Source organism: Eubacterium sp. AF17-7, from assembly GCF_003461285.1.
Taxonomy (GTDB): Bacteria; Bacillota; Clostridia; order Lachnospirales; family Lachnospiraceae; genus Eubacterium_U; species Eubacterium_U album.
This window is the reverse complement of the sequence record NZ_QTWU01000001.1, coordinates 512,195-538,412: the sequence shown is the minus strand read 5'-3', so window position 1 is coordinate 538,412 and position 26,218 is coordinate 512,195. Positions and strand designations below refer to the sequence as shown.

General features: G+C 30.5%; 10 protein-coding genes. 3 read left to right on the top strand and 7 right to left on the bottom strand.

The window, feature by feature from the left end:
• Nucleotides 1-12: 12 nt before the first annotated feature.
• The 5 genes from DWW96_RS02225 to DWW96_RS02205 form a co-directional block, all read right to left on the bottom strand.
• Complete coding sequence (locus DWW96_RS02225; RefSeq protein ID WP_117908725.1) at nucleotides 13-14,238, bottom strand: PKD domain-containing protein; 14,226 nt, start codon at nucleotides 14,236-14,238, stop codon at nucleotides 13-15.
• A gap of 158 nt (nucleotides 14,239-14,396) precedes the next feature.
• Nucleotides 14,397-16,001, bottom strand: a complete 1,605-nt coding sequence (locus DWW96_RS02220) for a Tad domain-containing protein (RefSeq protein WP_117908723.1) — start codon at nucleotides 15,999-16,001, stop codon at nucleotides 14,397-14,399.
• Nucleotides 16,002-16,305: 304 nt separating this feature from the next.
• A complete protein-coding gene (locus tag DWW96_RS02215; protein ID WP_117908721.1) occupies nucleotides 16,306-17,526 on the bottom strand; it encodes an LL-diaminopimelate aminotransferase in 1,221 nt (406 codons plus the stop codon).
• A 33-nt stretch (nucleotides 17,527-17,559) separates the two neighbouring features.
• Nucleotides 17,560-18,108 (bottom strand): ANTAR domain-containing protein, encoded by a 549-nt coding sequence (locus DWW96_RS02210; RefSeq protein ID WP_158562626.1) that lies wholly within the window; start codon nucleotides 18,106-18,108, stop codon nucleotides 17,560-17,562.
• Between the two features lie 17 nt (nucleotides 18,109-18,125).
• Nucleotides 18,126-19,454: a glutamine synthetase family protein gene (locus DWW96_RS02205; RefSeq protein WP_117908717.1), complete on the bottom strand. Its 1,329-nt coding sequence runs from the start codon at nucleotides 19,452-19,454 to the stop codon at nucleotides 18,126-18,128.
• Nucleotides 19,455-19,730: 276 nt separating this feature from the next.
• On the opposite strand from DWW96_RS02205, the gene DWW96_RS02200 reads away from it, so the two are divergent.
• Entirely contained in the window at nucleotides 19,731-20,690 is a 960-nt protein-coding gene (locus DWW96_RS02200; RefSeq protein ID WP_117908715.1) for a L,D-transpeptidase, read from the top strand.
• Between the two features lie 20 nt (nucleotides 20,691-20,710).
• Complete coding sequence (locus tag DWW96_RS02195; RefSeq protein WP_022089731.1) at nucleotides 20,711-21,391, top strand: ribonuclease H family protein; 681 nt, start codon at nucleotides 20,711-20,713, stop codon at nucleotides 21,389-21,391.
• Between the two features lie 48 nt (nucleotides 21,392-21,439).
• Here DWW96_RS02195 and DWW96_RS02190 read toward each other — a convergent pair whose 3' ends face one another.
• Complete coding sequence (locus DWW96_RS02190; RefSeq protein ID WP_199522660.1) at nucleotides 21,440-22,159, bottom strand: PIG-L family deacetylase; 720 nt, start codon at nucleotides 22,157-22,159, stop codon at nucleotides 21,440-21,442.
• A 423-nt stretch (nucleotides 22,160-22,582) separates the two neighbouring features.
• On the opposite strand from DWW96_RS02190, the gene DWW96_RS02185 reads away from it, so the two are divergent.
• Nucleotides 22,583-25,252 (top strand): YfhO family protein, encoded by a 2,670-nt coding sequence (locus tag DWW96_RS02185; protein ID WP_117908713.1) that lies wholly within the window; start codon nucleotides 22,583-22,585, stop codon nucleotides 25,250-25,252.
• Between the two features lie 142 nt (nucleotides 25,253-25,394).
• Here DWW96_RS02185 and DWW96_RS02180 read toward each other — a convergent pair whose 3' ends face one another.
• Nucleotides 25,395-26,045, bottom strand: coding sequence for an HAD-IA family hydrolase (locus DWW96_RS02180; RefSeq protein WP_117908711.1), 651 nt, complete (start codon nucleotides 26,043-26,045; stop codon nucleotides 25,395-25,397).
• Between the last annotated feature and the right edge of the window lie 173 nt (nucleotides 26,046-26,218).

Sequence of the window (26,218 nt, the reverse complement as noted above, 5' to 3'; positions counted from 1 at the left end):
TGTTATATAAGTCTATTTAAATTTGACATTAATTTTTTTTAGTATTTTTTTGTAAGTTGCATAATTCTTTTTCGGAACAAATACAATCAGACTCCTTGATGTCTTTCTAAAAGAATTAGATTTTACACTTTTTATTTTTTTACTCTTTATAACAATTTTCTTTAACTTAGTACATTTAAAAAATGCTCTGTTTCCTATCTTTTTGACATTTTTCCCGATTGTTACTTTTCTTAAATTTTTGCAATTTGCAAATGCCTTATTTCCTATCTCAACAACCTTATATTTACATCCTCCTATTTTTATCATATCCGGTATTTTAACATTCTTTAAAGAATGTGATTTAACACCTACTACCTTAGCCTCACTCTTTTTCTGAGAAACAACTAATTCATAAACTATTCCTTTTATAATGTACAATTCATTTTTTGCAGGAATAACGCTTTGAATATTGCCATTTGAAAACTCACTGTTGTATGTTTTATTATCTGCAGGCACATCAGTAGCATTTGTGTCTCCACCATTACCTTTTGATGAATTTTCTAAATCATTATTACTATTATCAGAATTTATTTTTTCCCATTTAGCAACAATTACGGTATTTTCTGTAAAGACAGTATCCTTACTCACTTTTTCATTGTCATTATACCAACCTGCAAATATGTATCCGTCTCTTGATAAAGCTTTAGGAAATTCATCTATTTTTCCATCTGAATCAGTATATCTATACTCACTCATTTTAGTCGTTGTATCTTCAAATCTAACAACACATAGTTTCTTCTCCTTTACCTCACTCAAAGTTGCAGTCGTAACATCATTTAATGTATTTATTTGCTCTTTATCAGAAACTACTTTGATGCCGATAATACAGTCTTTATCATCTGATATAAGGTTATCCGGAACATTATATACTATTGAAGTTTCTTCTTCATATGACAATTCCTCAAATTCTTCTGTATAGTATATTTTACTCTCATCATAGTAATTATAAAATACAACTTTTCCTGAAGATTTTTCTAATCCATAATTTACAACATCTGCTTGAATTGTATAACTTCCACTTTGGTTAAATATACGTCTTGAAACACTTAAATCTGTATATCCTATCTTTTTAGTATAGCTTCCGCACAGCTGCTCACCATTGTAAACATTAATTGTGTACTCGCCAGCTTTAAATATATATGGCATTTTAAATTTGACATTATATTGTTCTTTCTCTCCTGACAACAATAATGTGCTGTATTCACCCATACCACATTGTTTTCCAAAGCAATCTTTAACTTCTACGCGTATATCATCTACAGCTTCTAAACCTGCATTTCTAACATTAACAGATAACTCTAAATCTTCTCCCGGAACTACCTCCTGTTCATAATTTACATCATCTATTGTTAATTTTAATTCTGGTTCAATATTCATAAAGCAAATATCTTTTTTCAAACTTACCTTCCCCTCTTTTATTGTTGCGTCAGTTTGATTAAATGCCGTAATCAAGTGTCCATCTGAATATGTACCGGAAATATTTTCAATATATTTATCCTGATTTGTAAGTTCAACAACATTTCCCCATTTACCAATTATGTTATCATAATTAATAATATAGGCTTGAGCTTTATTGTCTTTTACATTTGTATAAATAATACTGCTTTTATTCCCATCACTTACAAATTCATAATCATTTACACTAATTTTATTATTAAGTATGTTTTTTGCATTATCTGACAATGAATTGATATATTTTATATTATTATTTTCCCACCAGCTTAGAATATTTTTTCCATTTACATTAGTAAATATAACATTAGTTCCTAATTGATTTTCTGATGTAATTTGCTTTATTTCATCACCGGTAATGTCTAAAACTTTTATTTCTCCTCCTTTATTTTCTAATTCTCCAATTGAATATGACACACATACTTTGTCTTCTAATAGCCCAATGTCTAACGATTTTATTGTTTTTGTTGTTTCCTCAACTTTAACAATTTCTGAACCTTCTATTATTTCTTTATAATATATTGTATTAATACCTGATGTTCCAAATACATTATTGTTACTATTTTCATACCAACATACATATATATGACCATCATTACTTACGATATGTGGTTCCATCTGACATTGTTCATCATTTAGAGTATCTGCTACATTTTCCAGAAATATCATTTTTCCTTCTTTACAATCATATTTTGCCATGCTGATTCCTAAATGTTTTGCTGTTTCTGACAAACTGTAACCTTCTTTTAAAATTTCATCTGCATTTTGCCATACTATATAGATGTCTTTTCCATCATCATATATATCAAAACCATAATCTGCTGTTTTATCATCTTTTACTGCTATTGGCTTACTCCATGATTTTGTTTCTGAATTTAATATCGAGTACATAAGTCTGCTTCTATTTTCAGCAGTTCTTGTTTCATCATCTTCATTAAACACCATCATAGTTATACCATTACACGATATTACTCTTGGTTTAGAGTTTGTATACACTGATGATTGTAAAGTAATAATCTTATTAACTTCAGACTTTTCACTTTCATCCCATTCACTTATACTCTGCAAATAATCTCTATTGGCAGCTTTATAATTATTTTCATCTGTAATCAAAGAATAATTACTCATACCAAAATTATCCGTCATTGCATTATCCGTTATGTTTTGTTTTAAAAATGATTTTATTTTCTTTTTAGAATCACTTTGATAAAGTGTATATTCTTTATCTTTTTCAAAAAAGCTTTTAGAAAATTCTTTATCTAAGAATTCAACATAAACTCCTGCATCCCCTTTAACACTTATCTTTTTAAGTCCAAATCCGACATTGTTTGAAACATTCATCATAAAATTAAGATTTGCATCACCATAAACCCCACCTGATACTACATCCTTAACTCCGGCACCCAGTTTAGCACTCAACCCCATTATCGGTTTTATATCTAAACTGTAGACACAGTCTCCTGATTGCACTACAAGTTCTCCTATTACATCACATCCGGCATTTCCACCTATACCTAACACAAGTGGCGGTGTATCACATATCTGCATTTCTTTATCTACAGAAACATCTAACCCAACCTTAACCTGTCCTGTTGTTATATTTTCTTCAGGATTTACTTTTAGAATAAATTCTAATGGTGCTTTAATATCAAATGTATTTTTAATAAACTCATTGTCATTTGAAAAAAGTACAAATGATGCTTTCATCACAATCTCTTCTTCCGAAGCATAAACTGTTAAAGGAAGATCTTCTAAATCATCAACGTTAATTTCTATTTTTGCTCCTTTTAATATATCAGGAATTCCATCTGTATCCGGAATCACAAACTTTAATTTGCCACCTCCCATACCAAAATTCCAATTATCATTAAGAGGATTTTTTGTAACTTTAATATACAATTGTCTATTGTCTAATAGCCTATTTTGTTTATCGTAAGTAACTAAATAAACGTTCTGATTACATTTTAACTCTTTTACAAAACAAGTTACCGTTCTATTTTGAGATTCAGCAATTACCTGTCCATCTTGTACTAATTGAGATTTAGATATATCTATATCCTTATCTGCATCAATATTAACTGTAATCGCTTTATCTGCAAAATATTGACTTATTCCCTTAGTCTCTCTTAAAACGTCCTTTTCCTTTCCGATTCCTTTTATTATTACTTTGTTATAAATAAAATCAACAACTGCTACATATCCCTTGAAACTATATGTTTCAGTAACTTTTTCCCCGTCTACCATTCCACTGATTTTAAGTTTAAGCTCTGAATTAGATTCAATATCTCTTCCATTCAAAGAAAATGAAACTTTGTCTCCTTGATTATCCGAACTAATCAATACATTCTTACCGGATAATAATTGGTAACTTTTAATTTCCTGTTCAAAACTAAATTCAAACATATGTGATTCGTTCTTTAATCTATTAATCTCATATAACTTGTCACCATAAATATTATGTCCATTAATATTAGCAGATGACATTTTTATTTTATGCTCTTTATTAGGTATCTTTCCTTTTTCGTTTACTTCTATGCAATCTGAATAGTTTATACAGTCTGGAGAATAATTATAATCTACATAAGTCTCTTCTTTTCCATTACAATCTATCTGTAATTTAAATACCCTTTTGTCATCCTTATTAATTTGAAGTTTTGCAACTCCTTCACTACTAGTTAAAGAATCACATTTTTTCCCATCTGATGCAATAAGTTTCACTCTGGCACCCTCTATATAACTATTCTGTTGTGCATCCTTAACAAATACACTATATTCTTTTGCCTCGCCGGTTATAAAACCATCATCAGTGAATGTATTTTCTTCATCTCCTGATACAGTAAATGGTTCTCCCTTTATCTTTTCACTAATAGGGACATTAAATGGCATTAACATTCCATTAAACACTGCATCAATTTGATATGTATTTGGCTCATCAGCTTTTATATACCACGATGCCGTCTTTGTCTGTTGTCCTGATAAATTGCCAATTTCAACTGCATTATTATTTTCTTTAATTGTTTCAACAAAAGATAAGCCTTTCGGTAAATTTAATGTAGCACTACTATTTTCAATTACAAATTCATTAGTTGAATCTGTTGTATTTGTAACTGTAAGATTAACTTCATACATCTTTTTAAGATATCGTTTTACATTAGTTATTATAATAAACTCTTCATCATTATACTTTACTACCTTTCCCGATCCCTCACTACATGAAAAATTGCCATTTTTATCTACATTAATTTTTTCTTTTTTTGTTTTATTGTACTCGATTTCATATATATACCAATTACTTTCATCCTTTATATCAACACCTAAAGCATTAATTTCATCCAACGTAAGTCTACGTTGTGTTAATGAGCATGATACTAACCCACCTTTTTGAAGATTTATGTTTATCTCCTTATCATCACCTGCATCTACGGCAAATGAAACTTTTTGTGCTACATATCCTTGTTTATAAACTGATGCCTGATATGCTCCCGGCTTTAATACTATTTCTACATTTCCCAGTTCATCTGTTTCATACAATTCATCCGATACCTGTTCTCCATCAATACATACATATGCATTACTCAGCAGCATTTTGTTGCCTGCATTTGTTCCGGTAACAACAAGCTTTACGTTTGAACAATTTCTACTTCGTACCTTAACTGTAAATTTTTTAGTTGCAGTATTTCCACTTGTATCTGTAACTAAAAGTTTACCATTGTATGTACCTTTTTCCGTGTATATATATTTTATTTTCTTTCCGGATTTTTTATCTCCATTTCCCAAGTCCCATTCGTACTTTTGTATTTTCACGTTATCGCTGGAACTGCCGGCATCTAATATAACCTCTGCACCTTCTCTTACCGAGAAATTGTCTTTTACTTTGGCAATCGGTTTTTCATTGTCTTCATTAGTAGGTATAACACCAACAATTTCACTTTCACTTCTGTTTCCAGCTTCATCAATTGTATAAATTTTATACTGATATTCCTTATCTGCTTTTAATTTCGTATCCACATACGTCAAATCTTTAGTAGTTAATATCAATTCAAATTTATCACTTTCAGGACTTAATCTGTATAATTCATACTCTGTAAAATCATCCGATTTGCATTTATCCCATGTTAATTGCGCTCCGTACCCTATAGCTTTTGCCTTAATGCTTACTTTTTCAGGTGCTTCATTATCTATCACATACTTTGTAATATATGCATCACTATTATTTCCCTCAGTATCTGTAGCAACGACTTTTACAAAATATTCTTTGTTTGCTAAATTTTCTACACCAAATGTCACTTTAGGATAATCTGCATCAAATCCATTACTTACTGTTCCTATTTCTGTCCAAATATCCTCTCTACTATCTACAGCTTTATAAGAAAAAGTAACCTTTTTAAGTTTAATATTATCTTCCGCCATAGCCTTTAAAGTAACATTGCCTGAAATTCTTTTTCCATTTGCCGGCAATATTCCATATACAACAGGTGCCTGAGTATCACTAATTCTCTTTACAATTGTTTCATTTGAATAATCACTTTCATTTTCAGCATTATCAATAGCCTTAATTTTATAACTATAAGTTGTTCCATATTTACAAGTCTTATCTTCAAAAGTTTCTCCTTCACATGAACCAATTTTGGAATATGCATTTCTTCCATATACTGTTCTGTAAACATCATATCTTAATATGTCATCATCTGTCTTTTCCCAATTAAGTAAAATTAGTCCTTCTTTTCCTTGTGAAACTAAATTATTAATTTTATTTGGTTGCTTATGATCTATAACATATTCTTTAATTATTTCATCACTGAAATTGCTTTCTTTATCTACTGCGACAAATTTTATGAATACTTTTCCTTCTGCAAATGCACTTGAATCAATGTTATATGATAAATTACATTCTTTTCCTACGATTTGTTTCTTAATTTCCGATAAATTATTCCATTCTTTTTTATCGTAAGAATATGACACTTCAATTCTATCAATTTCACTATTATCTAATGCAGAAATGTTTACTTTAATCAAATTATTGTAATACAGCCTATCTGATTCAACTTTTGAAATAACCGGTGGTGTATTATCTGATGAAGTACTAATTAGCACATCTTCAGAAGCAACTCCTCTGTTTCCAATATTGTCATAACCAACTATTCTAAAAGTATAAATTGTATTACTTTCCAAATTGTCAATTAATATACCTGTCTTGTTTGTTGTTTTTGAAATTCTGACATACTCTCCATCTATTATCTGTTCAATAGCATAATATCCTAAATCATCATCAGAACATTCTTCCCATTTTATCAAAACACTATCTTCATATCCAATGACATCTGATATATTCGGCTTACTTATTCCCGTATTATCAATTAATGCTGCCGCAACAGCCGTGGACATATCATCTTCATAATCAACAACTGACTTATTACCATTAACATCTGTAGCAATAGCACCTAAAAGAACCATTCCATCCTGCAATTTTTTCGTATCAAAATTAAATGTTGCCTTTCCATCTTTAGCTGCCTGAGTTCCAATAGTAATTTTCTTTTTTGTATATGGTTCCTGATATTGTAGTGTTATAGTATCAACCGCTATATTATCTACTGCTTCAACTACAACTTCGGCATTTCCATTTACTTTTTTATTATTAACATTTATTTTTATAACTTTAGGAGCTTCTCTGTCCTTTTCTACAATAACTTTTACTTCTTCTGTTGTTTCACTCTCCTGATTAAAATAATCTATTGCAGAAATTTTATACCAATAAGTTTCATCTTGCACAACATTATTATCTACAAATGAAATGTTTTCTTTTCCAGTTATTTCTTCAATAAGTTTATACTCGCTTTCCCGACTTCTTCTATAAATCTTATAGCCCTTACAATCTTCACTACTAGAAGAAATCCATGTAAGCTGTGTTGTCCCATTATTAGAAATTGCAGATAATTCTTCAGGTGCAAGTGGTGCTTCTCTATCAACTTCATATGTTTTTACTAACGAAGTATAATTATCATCATCGTCATATACTGTACATCTTATAGTTACATTTTCCATATTTAATTTGGAAATATCCCACTCTATACTTGAATATAAATACGAACTTATATTTCCATAATTATTTTGTCCTAATAGATATTCGTTCACTTTTTCCCACTTATTATTAGTTTCATCAATAAGATATTCAAACTGAACTTTGTTTCCTACACTATTTCCAATATTTTTATACTCCACTAATAATTTAACTTTATTTCCACCAATTATATTTTCTTCCGGAGTCATTCTATATATTGTCGGATTTTCAGCATAAGCAGTTATCTCATCACTAAATTTAGAATAATTTCCTGCCTTATCAAATGCCCTAATCTTATATTTATGCTGTATATTATTTGCAAGTCCCGAATCTTTATAATAGTTGTTACCATTATCAATACATTTAAGCAATTCACCATCTCTATAGAGTTCATATCCTGAAATTCTATAATTATCAATGGATTCCTGCCATTTCAAAGTTACTGAAGAACCTGTCTTCGTGTCTACCGTTAGTATCGGTTTAGTCGGTGATTCCGTATCTAAATCAGTATGAACCATTACTTCATCAGAAAGTTCTGATGTATTCCTGTACGAATCCATTGAACTCACAGAATAAACATAGTCACTATCCGGTTCCATATTGATATCATAATATGAATTAGTACCTGATATATCATATTTACTGCCATTTCGATATATTATATATCCAATTACACTATCTTCCTTCGCAGCTTCCCACTTAAGTTCAGCAGTTGTAGATGTAACCCCCATCACCTGAGGCTTATCTACTTTTTCAAGTTCCATAGCTTTTTGTGTTTTCACATCGTATTCTTTACATATTTTACTTATATCTGCATTAAAAACATATCCTGTTTTCAAATCTTTTGTTAATATAACTTTGTTAAAATAACAATTATTTAGATTTTCAAAACTTATATTTTGTACTTTTCTTTTTCCATTTTCCAGTTCATTTCCACTTAGTATGGTTGTATGAGTTCCTTCTGCCTTAAAGATGTTTTGTTTCCCACTTTGAATAAAATCACCCTTAATTTCTAATATTCCTGCTTTTAATTTAATGTCATTTCCATATGAGTTAATCTGAGATGAGTTTACAATAAGGCTTCCACTTACACAAACATAATCATTTCCATTGTCCATTTTCAAATAAGAATAACTTCCATCTAATTTCAAATCTTTTTCAACATCTAATCTTCCACCATTAACATATATATAATTATCAGATGAAATTACAATGTCTTTAGCCTCCAAATTATGTTTATTTAAATCTAAACCTGCATTTACTGTTAATTGTCCATCTATACTCAAATCTTTATTAAGTGGCTCATTTGAAGATAGTATAAGATTCCCTTTATATTCTTTACTTTGTAATACATTAAGTGTTTTTACCGTCAAAGTTTTTTCCAAAATCAATTTATTATCTTCATCTGTCAATGTTTCCGATATAAATATTGGTTCTGAACATTTTACGCCTTCTTCACTTGTATTTTTAATTATTAAATTTTCAAAGGTTATCATACTATTATTTACATCTTTTATACTTTGTTCTTTTTCTCCAGATAGTATTGTTTTTCCATTTATTTTACATCGTTCTTTTCCCTCGTTTATTATATTTCCTTCAATCTCGAATGAACCATTTTCTTCTATTTTACTACTACTTGACACTCTATTTATCACAAAATCCTTTTTAACAAAAACATAATCTTCATCATTTTTTGTTTCTATACTTCCATAGCTTTTTCCATATTCATTTTGTCCGTCTAATTCTTTAACTGTACTATATCTCAGATTTCCATTAACAATTAATTGTCCTTTATTAATATTGATTTTACCTGAACCAATATTTAAATCTCCATTTATTGTTAGTTTGTGTCCATTTAAGTCCATTTCATCAGCAACAAAATACACATCGTCATCCATAATAACATCTGAATCCAATTTCCATCCTGATAAGCATTTACTATCCAATGTTATCTTATTGCCATTAGTAATAACACTCCATGCATTAATTCTATTATTCTTAAAATATACTCCCTCTTCACTTGAATTCTTTATCTCAATATTTTCTAATACACTATTGTCATCCTTAAAATCAATAATCTGCTTTCCGTTTCCTGTAAGGCAAACTTTTATATTTTTATTTATAAAGTACTTGAATATATTTTCATTGTTTTTTCCTACAGATAAATTTCCGGATATATTAATAATTCCATCATATAAAAAGCCATATGATTTCCACTTCCACTCAATATTTTTAACATTAATCCCACCTTCAGGTTCTGTCATAAACAAATATCCTTTAGGATTAATTGTTAACTTTTTTTCCAGATATGCCTGTCCTTTTTCAATGTAAAAATAGCCATTAATGTATGCATTATTTTTTACAATTATTTTGTTTTCGTTTAATGACAAAGATTTATTTACTATTAATTCTCCAACAGTAATGTCATTTTCAAGCTGAACATCTCCGTCTATTCTCATACATCCTTCTATATTAATAGTTTTATCTAATGAACAACTTTTTTCATCTTCAATTAATATATTTCCTGTAAATGTACCATTTACAAATTGTGTTGTCTGATCTATCTTTACAAATCCGTTAACTTTATTTTTGTTGTCACTTACCAATCCGGTTACATATATAGGATTTTCTATTTCTGTTTCTTCACAACATATGTCTAAATTAGCTATTTTTGCATTATCACTTTCAAAAATAACCTGTTGCTTTTTTCCATTTAATACAAGGCAAAAAGCATCACTCGATGTAAAGTTTGTATCACTTTCGTACGTCAACTGATAAACATTTCCTTCTACAGACAATCTACCATTTATAAGATTATCTTCTGCATCTTTATATGCTCCATAGTAGATATTGCCCTTTACATGCACTTCATCTTTTGTTTGTTTCATTATCAATTTTCCATAACTTCCCATAAATGTACCATCTGTTTTTGGAATCTGAATTCTATAATCACCATTTATTACTAATTTTCCATTATTTACATATATTTCACCTGCTTTATGTATTAAGTCTCCATTAACAGTTAATGTATGCCCATTTAAGTTTAATGTCCCTGCAGAAAATTCTACACTTCCATCAATTAATACATCACTATTTAAAGTATATCCATTTAATATGCCATCTCCTGTTATATATTTATTGTTATGTGTTTCTAATTTTTGACACGGAATTCCTTTTTCACAGAATACTCCTTCTTCACTTGTGTTTTCTATTTCCACAACATTATATATGCTACCACACTCAATAAATTCTATTTCTTGTTTACTCGTACCACTTAAAATTAATTTATGTTCATCCGTTGCATTTATTTTTCCTGTATTATCATATATATTTCCTTTTATTTCTAATGTGCCAATAGAAAAATTAATTTTATTATTCTGAGCCCATATAACATCTTTATTTACACAAATATAATCTTCATCATATTGCATTAAAATATCAGACTCCCCACTAACACTTAAATTCCCATCTATATTTATTTTTCCTCTTTTTATATATACACTTCCTCCATTAAGTTTTAAATCACTTTTCACGCTCAAATTATAGCCATTTAAATATATATTTCCCCCATCAATATCTAAATCATTTACTTCCAAATCAGATGACAAATTGACTCCTGCTTTTATAGTTACTTTTCCTTTTACTGACTCAAGTTTTGAAAATGTATAATTTTCCAATATTATAATATTTCCATTAAAAGATTTTTCTTCAAATATAGTATTCTTAGTAACATTTATAGTTCCATCTATATTACAATTATTTGTAATTATATTTCCTGTAATTGTTAATGGCTTATCAACTACAATTCCCTGCTCACTTGTATTTTTTATTTCTATTCCTGAAATGCGAGCTTTATTTTTAGTTGATTCTTCAAATGTTATATACTGTTGCTTATCTCCACTTAAAATAACTGTATTATTTTTAGTACACATAAATCCAGTTTTATTTCCTATCTTTTTAACATATATATCACCTTTTATTTCTAAATTTCCATCAGTTATATCATTTTCATCAAATTTACCTGATGCGCTTATAAAATCACCTTTAACTAAAACATAGTCTTGCGTTTTTTTCATTTTCAATGTACCTGTAGATTTTCCATACTCATATATATCATCTTTCACTTTTATTTTACTTATAGAATAGTTACCATCTACTATTAAGTTGCCCCCATCTACCTCAATGTCACCTCCGTTTTGGATAAGATTACCTTTAATGTGAAGTGTATGTCCATTAAGGTCAAGTTTTCCAAACACTAATGTCATGTCTTCATCAATTTCTTCATCTTTTTGTAAGGTCCAACCAATTCGTCCATTTTCCATGCATTTTATTTTCTCGGTATTACCAATCAGTTTATTAGTTCTTAATTCTTTTTCGCACAGAACTCCATCTTCACTAATATTTGTTATCTCCAATATATTAAATTGTACGTCTTCGTTACATATAGATAACTTCTGACTTTTTTCCCCACATAACGTAATCTTGTGATTTCCTGAGCACTTTAAACCAGGATTTTCTTCATTATTTTGAATGAAGTCTCCATATACTTTCATACACCCTGCTTTAAGGTTTGATATGTTATTTGAATCCCAAAGTACAGCTCCATAAACTTCTACATTTCCATCATTTGTAGACATATCAACTACTCCGGTATTTGTAACCATTAAATTATTTCCTACAGTTACTTTACTTGCCCCAACTACAAACTTTCCACCTGATACAGTTAAGTCTTTATTTATTTCCAAATCCTCATCAGATAATGCAAATTCTCCACCACATATATTTAATGAATCATATTCAATATTATCTAAATCTCTTTTTACGAGATTTCCATTTAAGTAGAGTGTGCCACCTACCTTTAACTTTTTTGCGTATGCATCATTCCCTGTATAACAAATATCTCCATTATAATATTCACCTTCTATTTCTGTCTTACTATCTATTTCTATTATTCCATTTATGTAATTACTGTGATTAACTATCTTATTTAAGACTTTAATTCCATTACCATTTATATTTACTTTTGCATCTTGCTCAATTGTTAGATTGTTTACACTTGTAGTTCCATCCTCGAAATTTACACTTGTATTTTTTTCAATAATAATATTTTCTGCCATCATTAATTCATTAACTAGATGTTCTTTATTTTCAGTAAAAATTACCTGACAATTCCTCGTAAATCCAAATCCATATCTTTCAACATCTCTTTTTTGAATATAATCCCCACCAATATAAACCTTACCATCTGTTATACGTGTATCATAAGTAGCCACTGATGCAGATACAAAATTTCCATTTACATGAATTTCATCCTTTTCTTTATTCATAATAAGTTTTCCATTTGATTTAGAATAAACGTATTCTCCATTAACCATTTTTCTCCCGGCAATGCAGTAATCTTCATTAACGGTTAATTTTCCCTCATTTATGTTTATTTCTCCGCCTAATTGGATAATACTTCCTGTAACTTCTAACTTATGTCCATTAAGATTAAGTTCATCACTAACTAAATATAAATCTCCCTCGTAAACAGTATCTTCTTCTAATGTCCAACCATATTTTTCATTAGCTAGTCCATATGTTATTCTTGTGTCATTTCTTTTAACATTCAACGCATTTAACGGTTCTTCAAGCACTATACCTTCTTCACTTGTATTTCTGAATTCTACATTTTCTAAATAACTCTTGTCACTTAAATTGATTTTTTGTGGATGTTCACCACTAAATATTATAACGCCATTACCAAATACAATAATATCATATGCATCATCTCTTTGCTTTTTAACATTCAGATTTCCTTTTATATCTAATATACCTCTGTCAATAATTATTTGACTTTCATCCACCTCAACATCCCCATCTATATATGCTTCTCCTTCTTCGTTATATGTTATCAAATACGAATTATTATTCATTACTAAACATCCACCTACATCCAGTCTGCCTCTGACACAAATGATGTGTGATTTATTCACAATTAAGTCTTTTCCTACTGCTAAGTTTCCATCCTCTAAGTTAATGTATCCATCTTCCATATATGTATTTTCTGTAGTTTTTAGTGTATATCCATTTAAATAGATTGAGCCCCCATTCGTCATATTTAAATTTTTTACAATCAAATCGCAATTTAATTGTGTATAATCTGTCAATGTCAAATCATCAACTGCATATACCTCTTTTTTATTACTTTGTGATATTTCTTCTCGTTCTTCATTTACACTTCTAACTTCATAAATGTAACTATCTTTTAAATCATCACTAGCTTCTATATTTTTATCTACATAATCTTTACCTATTACATTTTTAATAAATTTTCCATTTCTGTATACATTGTATGATAATATATTACTTTCGTCATGATTCTCCCAAACTATTTTTATATACTCAGAAGAATAATCTTCTACGTCAAGTGATATACTTTCATTTATATTCTCATTTTTAAATTGATTTAATACCTTTTCTTCTTTTTGATTTTCCTCTTCTTCTTTGCTATCAATTGCTTCTTCTAGCTTATCACTTTTGTTAACACTGCTAATAATATTCGCATTTGTTTCAACTTCTGTTTCAGTTAATTCATTAGCATTCGTAACAAACAAAAACCCTTCCATCGATTGCGTCATCAACGAAAGGGTTAAACCTACTGCTATTAATTTTGAAACTAAATGTCTTTTTCTCTTTACTTTTACCATATGTTCCTCCCTCATTATATTTTGTTTTTTACTCATACTATACCTACATACTAATACACTTTCTCCTTGTATAATATCCCCTTAACAAATACCAATATCACTCTACTAAAAAAATAACACTTTGACAAGTCATTTTGCCAAAGTGTTATTTTTAGTTTTTATTTTACCAATCTAACGCCATTAACAACAATATCTTTGTTTTCACCACTATCATCTTTTAAAACAGAATCATATAAATCATCTATTGTTTTATCTTGCAATGGATAAATTTTTAAACTTGAATCCGCTTTTATGGTTTTTGCGATTACATTTCCATATATCGCACTTTCTCCGCCAAATACTGCAGTTCCTTCCGGAGCATAAATTATTCCATTAAATCCTTGTGAACCGGCAGTCATATTAACATTTCCATGTTTAGAAACCACTGCTGTTGAACCAGTTAAAGCATTTCCACTTCCTGTAAATGTAATATCATTTTCAGCCACCAATGTTCCATTAACTATAACCTGATTTCCCGGTTGAAATGTATCACAATATACATACGTCGAATTAGCTACAAAGCTTTGACCTGCTGTTGTAATCTTCCCTGTACAGAATATATTACCATTTATAATAACGTCTGTTATTTGCGATGATTCAAACTTCAAATCTCCCTTTACATATAAATTTCCATTTATAACAATCTTTCCGCCATTACATGCTCTAATCTCTGTGTTTGAATTGCTATAAACATCTCCGTTAATATTTATTGCTGTTACGTCAGTAGTAATTTTAATTCCGTTATCCGCCACAATTTTCCCTGTATGGCTTTTCTCTAAGTCTGCAAAACTTCCTGTATAGTGAACATCACCATCCGTAATACTACTGTTTAAATTACTTGAAATAACATTCCATCCTGAGAAATTAGTTATTTCAGGTAACTTTGGACGATTTGTTTCATTATCTTTTGGTGGTAATATCTTATCTACATTATCTAATATATAATTAGGCATATCAATCTTTTGTGATTGTTTTGTATAGAATTCTGTATTTTTTAATATTTCTGTGTCAGAACTACCTTTTCTTTGAATTACTACACTATTCGTTTCCCCCCACTTCGTATACAGATTTCCAACTATTTCATATTCGCCCGACTCATCATTCTTTTTAACTAAATTGCACGGTGAATTTACTGTAAAAGTATCTGAAGATTGTGAAAATCCACCTATTGCTCCAACAGAACCACTTAATTTAATATCACCATTCGCATGAACTGCTCCATATATATACTGGCTACCACTTCCCAACGAATCAAAAACATCATCACTACCTTGAAACAATAAAAAATCAAAAATAGCTCCTATTTTCTTTGTTTCAGTTTTTGATGTTCCATATTTTTGTGCTACTGCAACCGTACTTATCTTATTACTCTTAATACCAAGGGCTCTTGCAAACGTTGTCTTTCTTTCTTCTTTAAGATATACCTGCACTTTTGAATTAGAATCTTTAAATTCCACCTGCACATTTCTTGTGTCCGTGAACCCATTTTCCTTCATGTAATACTTAGCAAGTTCCGTAGCTTTCGTAGTATCCGGCAAGGCTGAAGCTGCTGCTCTTGATGCAGTATCACACGCTGTCTGCATCTTTGCCTTATACACATAATCCGCGCCTAAATCAACAACTAATGCTGCCATTCCAAGAAATACAACCATAAGAACTGCAACAAGTATTACAACTGATCCTTCTTCGTCTTTACCTTTACGATTTTCTAAAAACCTCTCCATTGTTTAACCCTCCATACAAAAATAAATAAACTAACTATTTATCACGTATCTATATTAAATACATTATACAAATTTTCTTTTTATAAAATCAACCTTTTTTTGTATTTTTGGTTATTTTCACTACTTTTTTCACAAAAGCAACAATAAAAGGACTATCAATTAATAATATTTTTAAGTTTCAGGCTATACTATTTTGCCTGCCTACTGTAAGAAAACTTATCAATTAATAGTCCATAATTTTATTTCAATTATTCTATAGTTGTACTTACTAAAGTTTTATACTTTCAACCTTACTATACATCCTCTATTTATTCAAAGCCTTAATTCTTTCAATAGCCTTAACTGTATTCTCATATGTTCCAAAGCCTGTAAGTCTGAAATATCCTTCACCACTTGGTCCAAATCCTGAACCAGGTGTTCCTACTACATTTGCATTTTCTAATAAGTAGTCAAAGAATTCCCATGATGTCATTCCTTCAGGTACCTGTAACCATACATAAGGTGCATTAACACCACCTGATACTTTATATCCTGCTTCTGTAAGTCCTTCACGAATTGTCTTTGCATTGTTCATGTAATAAGCTACCTGCTCAGCTGTCTGCTTCTTTCCTGCTTCTGAGTAAACTGCTTCGCCGGCTCTCTGGATAATGTATGGAGCTCCGTTAAACTTTGTTCCGTGTCTTCTTGCCCAAAGGCTGTTTAACATTACATCGCCCTGCTTTAATTCTTTAGGAATTACTGTAAATCCAAGTCTTGTTCCTGTGAATCCTGCATTCTTTGAAAAGCTTCTTAATTCAATGGCACATGTTTTAGCACCTTCACATTCATAGATTGTATGCGGAACATCTTCTTCTGAAATATAAGCTTCATATGCTGCATCATAAATAATAACTGCCTTAACCTTATTTGCATAATCAACCCATTCCTGTAACTGTGATTTTGTAATTGTAGAACCTGTTGGGTTATTTGGATAGCAAAGATAAATGATATCCGGTGTTTCCTTAGGAAGTTCAGGTACAAAATTATTTTCAGCAGTACATGGCATGTAAATTACATTACTCCATTTTTCTTCATCTTCAAGAAAAGTTCCTGTTCTTCCTGCCATTACATTTGTATCTACATATACAGGATAAACAGGGTCACATACTGCAATCTTATTATCCTGTGAGAAAATATCTCCAATATTACCTGAATCTGATTTAGCACCATCACTTACAAATATTTCATCAAGCGCAATCTCAACACCTCTTGCCTTGTAATCATTGTCGGCAATTGCTTTTCTCAAAAATTCATATCCTAAATCAGGTGCATATCCATGGAATGTTTCTGCAGATGCCATTTCATCTACTGCTTTATGAAGGCTGTCAATTACTGCCGGTGCTAATGGCAATGTAACATCTCCAATTCCTAATCTGATTAATTCTTTATCAGGATGTGCTTCCTGGTAAGCTGCAACTTTTTTTGCAATTGTTGAGAAAAGATAACTTCCCCTAAGTTTCAAGTAATTTTCATTAATTTTAAACATTTTTTCAATCCTCCTAATGTTAATTAATATATGTTAATCGCGATACAACATAACTGAAACCATCTTTGCCACTTCAACCATTGTACAACCACTATCCATGGCGTTCTTTTGTAAGTATCTATGGGCCTGCTCTTCTGTTAAATTCTGTACCGTCATTAATGCCTCCTTGGCCTGATTTATTATTGCCTGGTCTTTCGGGCTCCTAGCTCCCGGCTTACCTTTTTTCTTATGTCTTTTTGCCAGTATCTGATTCTCCATCATCTCAACAGAATTAATCAAATCTCTAACCTTTAATGGCATCTCAAGAGTTGCCACCCCGGTATTATCTTCCATCAGTCTGTTTTTTGATGCAAGTAATATCACTTCAAAACTGCTTCCTACATTGTCTACAATATCACTGTATAACATATCAGGCAGTTTATATCCTGTTATAATAATGCCTTCACCAATATCGTCAGCTCTGTTTATTGCACTGGCCCCCGTAGTACAATTGGCCACTACATTAAACCCATTTCGGGATAACAAACTTCTGATTGCCCGGCTGTCCTCAGGTTTTGGAAATGCTACTATAATTCCAACCACGTTCATTCCTCCGGTTATTAAATTCTGTCTAAATATTTGTTAATTTCCCAATCTGTAACCTGAGATGTGTATTCCATCCATTCTGATTCTTTTGCATATACATATTTATCAAATGTTTCTTTTCCTAAAACATCCTTAACAAATGAAGATTTCTTCATTTCCTTAACAGCTTCATAAAGATTCTTTGGAAGGTTTTCAATTCCCGCCTCATCTCTTTCTTTACTTGTCATTGAGTAAATATCCTGTTGTACACTTTCTTTCGGAACTAATCCTCTCTTAATTCCATCAAGTCCTGCTGCAAGACATACTGCTAATGTTAAGTATGGATTAGCTGCACAGTCAGGGCAACGAAGTTCAACTCTTGTACCTACACCTCTGGCTGCCGGTACTCTTACAAGCGGGCTTCTGTTAGTAGCTGACCATGCAATGTATGTAGGTGCTTCATAACCCGGTACAAGCCTCTTGTATGAATTTACGATAGGATTTGTAATTGCTGAAATGCTTCTCATATGTTCCATGATACCTGCTATGAAACTGTAAGCCTCCTTACTTAATCCTCTTTCATCATTTTCATCTGCAAAAATGTTTTTTCCTTCTTTAAACAATGACATATTAGTATGCATTCCTGAACCACATACTCCGTATTTTGGCTTAGGCATAAATGATGCATAAAGTCCATGTCTCTTAGCTATTGTCTTTACTGTAAGCTTAAATGTCATAATATTATCAGCAGTCTTTAATGCTTCATCATATTTAAAATCAATTTCATGCTGTGCAGGTGCTACTTCGTGATGTGATGCTTCGATTTCAAATCCTAAATCTTCAAGATTAAGAACCATGTCTCTTCTTGCATTTTCACCTAAATCTGTAGGTGCTAAATCAAAATAGCTTGCATTTTCATGTGTAATTGTTGTTGGACATCCATTGTCATCTGTGTGGAATAAAAAGAATTCGCATTCAGGTCCTACATTAAATGTATAGCCCATATCTTCTGCTTCTTTTAATACTTTCTTTAAGACATATCTTGGATCACTTTCATAAGGTGTTCCGTCTGTTTTATATACGTCGCAAATAAGTCTTGCAACTTTTCCCTGATGCGGTCTGAAAGGTAATATTTCAAATGTATCTAAATCAGGATATAAATACATGTCTGACTCTTCGATTCTGGCAAATCCTTCAATTGAAGAACCATCAAACATACATTTATTATCCAATGCTTTTTCTAACTGACTTCTTGTTATTGCAACATTCTTCAATGTCCCAAATAAATCTGTGAACTGAAGACGTATAAATTCAACATCTTCTTCATCTGCAATTTTAATAATTTCTTGTTTTGTATATCTCATGTGTTTCTCCTTTCACAAAACAAAGTATGTGGCGTCTAACCCTTATAAAATAATAACAAACCACAATTTGATAGTCAACGTTAGATTCTTAAATAAAATTTAATTAAATTTACAAAATCCGCCTATTGCAATTACTCCGTTTTTACAATAGAATTATGTGAGAAAACAGGCATCAAAGTCGGTGACTTTTTGTTCCGGCATCATATCATAATTAATATATGCCTTCTTATTTATTTACTTTATATGACAAAACTTGAAAGATGAGAATTAATACACATGAAAAAAAATAATCCAATAAACAAATACGTACTTGTAATAATATTTTTAGCATTATTTGCAATAATCAGCATATTCTTAATATCAATAACCGAACACAGGTCTGATGCAAATATGAATAATAAAAGTAATACCGAAAAACTTACAACAAAAAATACCGAAGATTCATCTTCATTTGAAGAAACAACATCATACAATCCTGCTGATTCTGCCATAGAAGAGATGAGTACAGTTCCTTCAGGCGATGCTGCAAAGCATTTGATTGATTTTGATGCTGATTTTCCTTATCAGATAAGAGTTAACAGAACTCAGAATTATGTAATTATATATGGAATTGACAAGAACGGAAGATACTCCATTCCTTATAAAGGATTTATGTGCTCTGTCGGAAAAGATGTAAAAGACACCCCTACAGGTTCATTTAAAACAAGCGATTATTATCCTTGGAGACTAATGGTTGATGGTTCTTATGCCCAATATGCAATCCGTATCAACGGTTCAATCATGCTTCATTCTATTCCATATTACAGTGCACACAACGATGATTTGGAAAGTGAAGAATATAATAAACTTGGAAGCAACGCTTCCCTTGGCTGTGTAAGACTTAACATTAACGGAATAAAATGGATATATGATAATTGTCCAAAAGGAACTCCTGTTACAATTTACGATTCAGATTCAGAAGTTCCACCTGTAAAAATTAAAAAAGTAAAAAAAATCGACTTAAACGATGAGAGAGCTAATTGGGACCCTACTGACCCGGTTGCAGGAAATCCTTGGAAAGATGGTAAAGAGACTGATGAAAGCGAAGAATATATGGAATATCCTTCTGAGACTACTTCTAATAAAAATAATTTAGAAACTACTTCTAAAAACAATTCAGAAACTACTTCTAAAGTTAAAGATAAATCAGTTTCTAAAACTACATCCAAAAAGGATTTAGAAACAACCACAAAATAATTACGGAAGGAATATGTTTTATGGCAAAAAAAATATACGCTGTTAAAGTTGGAAGAACAAACGGAATATTTGAAACGTGGGATGAATGTAAAGCAAGTGTAAACGGATATCCCGGTGCCTTGTATAAAAGTTTCACAAATATGGCTGACGCTTACGCATATCTTAATTTGGAAAGTAAGCAGATGTCTCTCTTCGATATGCCATCTGACGATTCTGTTGATGATTCTGATTTTCCTGTCATAAAAGAATCTGTTGAAGATGATGACAAACCATTTTCTAATTCCGTAAAAGCCGTTGCTTATGTAGACGGAAGTTATAATATTGCTACAAAGCATTTTTCATATGGTTGTGTTATTTTCTATAATGGAGAGGAATTTCATCTTTCTAAAGATTTTGATGACCCTGAACTCGCTTCTATGCGAAATGTCTCAGGTGAAATATTTGGTTCAATGGCAGCAATGGATTTTGCTATAGAACACGGCATAAAACATATCGCAATTTACCACGATTATGCCGGTATAGAAAAATGGTGTACGGGCGATTGGCGTGCAAATAAGCCTGGCACAATTGCCTATAAAAAATACTATGAACAGGCAAAGAAAAAAGTTGACATTACATTTTGTAAAGTTAAAGGTCATTCCGGTGACAAATATAACGATCTTGCTGATATGCTTGCAAAAAAAGCCTGCGGGATAGATTAGAAAAAATATGGGAATAGATTTGTACGAAATCTATTCCCATATTTTTTCTTACTCCCTCTCTGTCCAATTTTCATACGGAAACATATGATGTAATTTATCAATTGTCTTTTTCTGACTTGAGTAAAGTTTCGATATTTCATCTTTCTGCTTAAGTAAACTTTCATCTATCTTTTCAAGCCCTGTTTCCGGCAAATTTATTTTTTTATAATATTCTCCAAAATACATTATTTTTGCATCAGTTTCTGTTTTATCACACGCTTCATCTACAATATTGTGTGTCATTATATGATGTATATGCCCATATTCTCCCTTTTCGTTATGAGTTACTATTTCGTCCCAATTCTTATAATTAATTATTGTTTCAATGTCTTTTTCAATATCTTTTTTCCATCTGCCCCAATCGCTTCTTTGCCCTGCTATTTTATCAGGATATAACAATATAAGTCCTTTATCACCGGTTGCATTTATTACATTTTCAAACTCTTTTTTTCTTGTTTTATCATACCCCCTTGTTATGCATACAACCAAATAATCATCTTCTAAAAGATGTGCTCCACCCCATATAAGTTCATCATCAGGATGTGCCACAATCATTAATTTATTATATTTTTCTAAATCAAGCTCGTCCATTTGCTTGTTTTTTACAGACGGAATAAATAAAAATTTTCCGTATTCTATTTCCATTATCGTTGCCACAACTATTGCTATTATTACAATTACTGTAGAAACAATCGCTATTTTTTTCTTTATTTTTATATTTTTCTTCATAAATTATTTTTAGCAGCCGACTATATCGTATGTCCTAAAATTTTACAAAATAAGTATTTTTTGCTTTCTTAACGCAAAATACTGTGTGCTACTTTCTCCTTTCTTTTTATCAGTAACTCGTCATCGGAAATATTTATAAAATCTAAACCTAGTTCATTTTATTTTCTATTTTAAAGATTATCCGGTAAGTTTTTATTTCGACTTATTGTAACATACGAAGCGGTCTTTTTTTCATTCTTAAAGAATACTTAAGATATTTCAATATGGTTCTTTAAATTTTGAATTGTACATTATTTATGTAAGATAAAAATAAAGTTATTAACTGTTTTGATGATTATTTGGCATATTTATTAATAATTCTATTAATGAAGTTAGTACTTATTAATTTGAAATAAAATTTGTTTTCGGGAAAAGGAGTAAATTATGAATTTTATTAAATCTATAAAAAAATCGTCCAAAAGATATATAGAGTTAAATGATTTCATTTACCTTTCTTTGGTGACTGCTTTTATTCTTGGAATTGTTTTTCTTATAACAGGTTCTGATTATATTTATGGTTCTTCCGTAGACTGGCTGTCCCAGCACAGTGTACTCCCTGATTATTTTAGGCAGTCATTTTATGATACGGGAAGACTTTTTCCTGAGTTTAATCTTAATTTAGGTGCCGGACAAAATGCTTATAATTTTTCTTATTACGGATTTATGAATCCAATTATTTTAATAAGTTATTTTTTGCCAAATGTACCTATGCAATTATATATAAGCGTTTCAAGTATCATTGTTGTTTTGTTATCTATTTATATTTTTTACTTTTGGCTTAAATCACACAACAACATGAATCGAAGCACTGTTTATTTTATTACTTTTTTATTTGCCTGCGCCGGTCCATTATTGTACCACAGCCATAAGCAGGTAATGTTCATGGATTATATTCCATTTTTATTATTAGCTTTAGTTGGTATTGACCGTTTATATAAAAAGGACAGAAAGATACTTCTTATTCTAAGCATTACATGTATGTTTTTAACAAGTTATTTCTTTGCTGTATCAGGAATTGTTGCCATAAGTATTTATGCTATTTACAAATTTTTTGAGTACAAAGAAAATCAGCAACTATACTACAAACTTCCAGATGGTAAAAAGCCATTTTGGTTCTTTGCCTTAAGATATGGTGCAAGTTCAATTATTGGAATTATGCTTTCCGCAGTAATTTTACTTCCAAGTCTTGCTGCTATTTTATCAGGACGTGGTTCTTCTGATGGTAAATCAATTTCTTTAGCTAAATTATTTATACCTCAGTTTCCTAATAACGAAATGTTTTACACACCATATGGAATGGGTGTGACCGCTATTGCATTTTTAGCTTTAGCCTGCATATTAATATTAAGCAAAGATTTTTCAAAGAAGTTTCTTTGCATTTGTATTTTGTTTGTTTCAGCATTTCCTGTAGGTCAATATTTATTAAACGGTTTTCTATACATTAGAGGGAAAACTCTTATTCCATTTGTTCCTTTAATTTTGCTTGTTACCGCATTTTTTGTAAGGGATTTATTAGCTAAAAAATATGAAACCGGTAAATTAGCACTCGTTACATTTGGCATATTAGTTCTTATTGCAATTTCTGCATATATGCATGAAAATCCAATATACATTGCAATAGTTATTGACCTTATAATTACTTTTTGTTTTATTGCTGCCTATTGCCAAATAAATAAGAACTATGTTTTTATGTTGCCTACAATTTTAATTGCAATTTTCTGTTGCTATGTTGGAAATGCTTCTGACACTTTGGTTGCAAAAAAAGATGCTGCAAAATATTATGATAAAAGTAAAAACGCTGCTATTGCAATTGCATTAAATGGTGATGATACATTTTTCAGAACGAGCAATATAACTGATAGTAAATTTACAAATAACATCATTTATGGCAAGAAATATTTTTCAGAAGGTTGTTACTCATCTGTTTTCAATAAGCCATATTTAAATATGTGTAATTATGACCTTCAGTTGAGTAATCCTACCGTTAATGACATTTCCATCACTTCATCAAATGATGTTTTGTTTAAAACGCTTATGGGTGTTAAATACATTGCTTCCACAACAACTGCTCCTGCAGGATACAAGGCAATCTGTCAGGCAGGCAATGTCAAGGTATATAAATCCGATAATGCTTATTCTCTTGGATTTGCATCTAAAGATACTATGAGTTTAAACGAATATCTTTCTCTTTCACCTGAAGAAAAAGAGGTTGCTTTATTAAAATATATTGTTGTTGATGATGACGTCGAATCTTCTTATCATTCTATGTTAAAGAAGGTTAATCTTAATATGGATTTAAAATTAGAACGTACTACAGATGGATATTATCATGTTGATACTATGAATGGTGCAAAAACTTTTAATGTTGAGATTCCTGATAATTTAAAGGACTGCATTTATATTATAAAATGCAATATCAAAGGATATGGTAGAAACCGTTCAACAATTAAAATTAATGGTATTCAAAATAGTTTAAGTGGTCTTAATTCTGCTTATCCTAATAAAAATTTCAATTTTAAATTTGTTGTATCAGATTCTGCTGACAATAATATATTAAACATTCGTTTTCCTAAAGGATGTAGTTTTGAATTCAGTGAATTTGAAATTTATAAAATTGATTATGACCAGGTTTCTGCCTTAAAAAATAACATTACAATGATGACTGATGTTGCTTATGAAAATAATATGATTACAGGGAACATTACTTTAGATAAAGATAGTTATTTTACTACAACAATTCCTTACGACAACGGATTCTCAGTATATGTGGACGGCCAAAAAATTGATTACTTTATGACTGATAATGCCTTTTTAGGATTTTCTCTTTCATCAGGACATCATATTATTAAATTAGTTTATCATGCACCTCTTATAAAGGTTGGTAAATACACATCCTTATTAGGACTTGTTCTTTTTCTTATATTTTGTGGCAATGATTTTATTCGATTGTGGATTCAGATATTGAACCATTTTAAACGGAAAAAACTTACGTACTCAAATGGTCTTTCAGGAAATATTGTTTATCAGAATGATAGTCTTGAAAGTAACCAATGATAAAGTGGGTCGAACATTAGATACAATGAAAACCCTGTTTATTTAATACAGAAAATGGTCACTACCTGCCTAACAAATGTTTTATAATCTATATTTAATAATAAAGAGGGACGAATAAATTCGCCCCTCTTTATTATATTACTTACGCAATCACATCTAATAACTTCATTGGTTCATCTATTATTTTCTTATAAGTAAGTTTTTCTAAAATGTCTTTTGTTCTGAATCCCCAACTTACAAGAATGCAATCAAGTCCTGAATTAACAGCAGTCTGACTATCAACTTCTGAATCTCCTACATAAATTGATTTTTCCTGTGTACTGCCTAATTTATCGAGTGCTGACATAACCATGTCTTTTGCCGGTTTTTTCTTAATTCCGGCAGTTTCATTTTCTCCTAATGCAACATCTATTAAACCTTCAAAATAAATATTTTTCAAAGATTCAACTGCCTTGTAATTCTTATTTGATACAATTGCCATTTTAATATTTAGTTTTTTTAATTCTTTTATCAAATCTAATATACCGTCATAAGCTCTTGTTTTTACCTGACAATGTTTCTGATAATACTCACTAAAATCAGCAAATATCTTATCAAAATCCGGATTATTTTCACCTTCAGGAATTGAACGGTGCATCAAAAGTCTAAGACCATTTCCGACGTGTTTTTTTACTTCGTCTACTGTGTGAACCGGAAAGCCATATTTTTTCTGAGCATATTGTACTGCTGCTGCTATATCATCTATTGTGTTAAGTAACGTTCCATCTAAATCAAAAATAACTGTATCGTACATATTTTTCTCCAATCTGCTTATCCCATTTCTACATATGTTTAAATGTTTAATTTCATTTTAAAATATGTTAATAAAATTGCTTTTTGTCATATTGCCTTGTATTATTTACGCAAATGCCCAACTCATTATATAAAGTAAAACAGACCCCAAGTGTTAAAACCCCGGGATCTGTA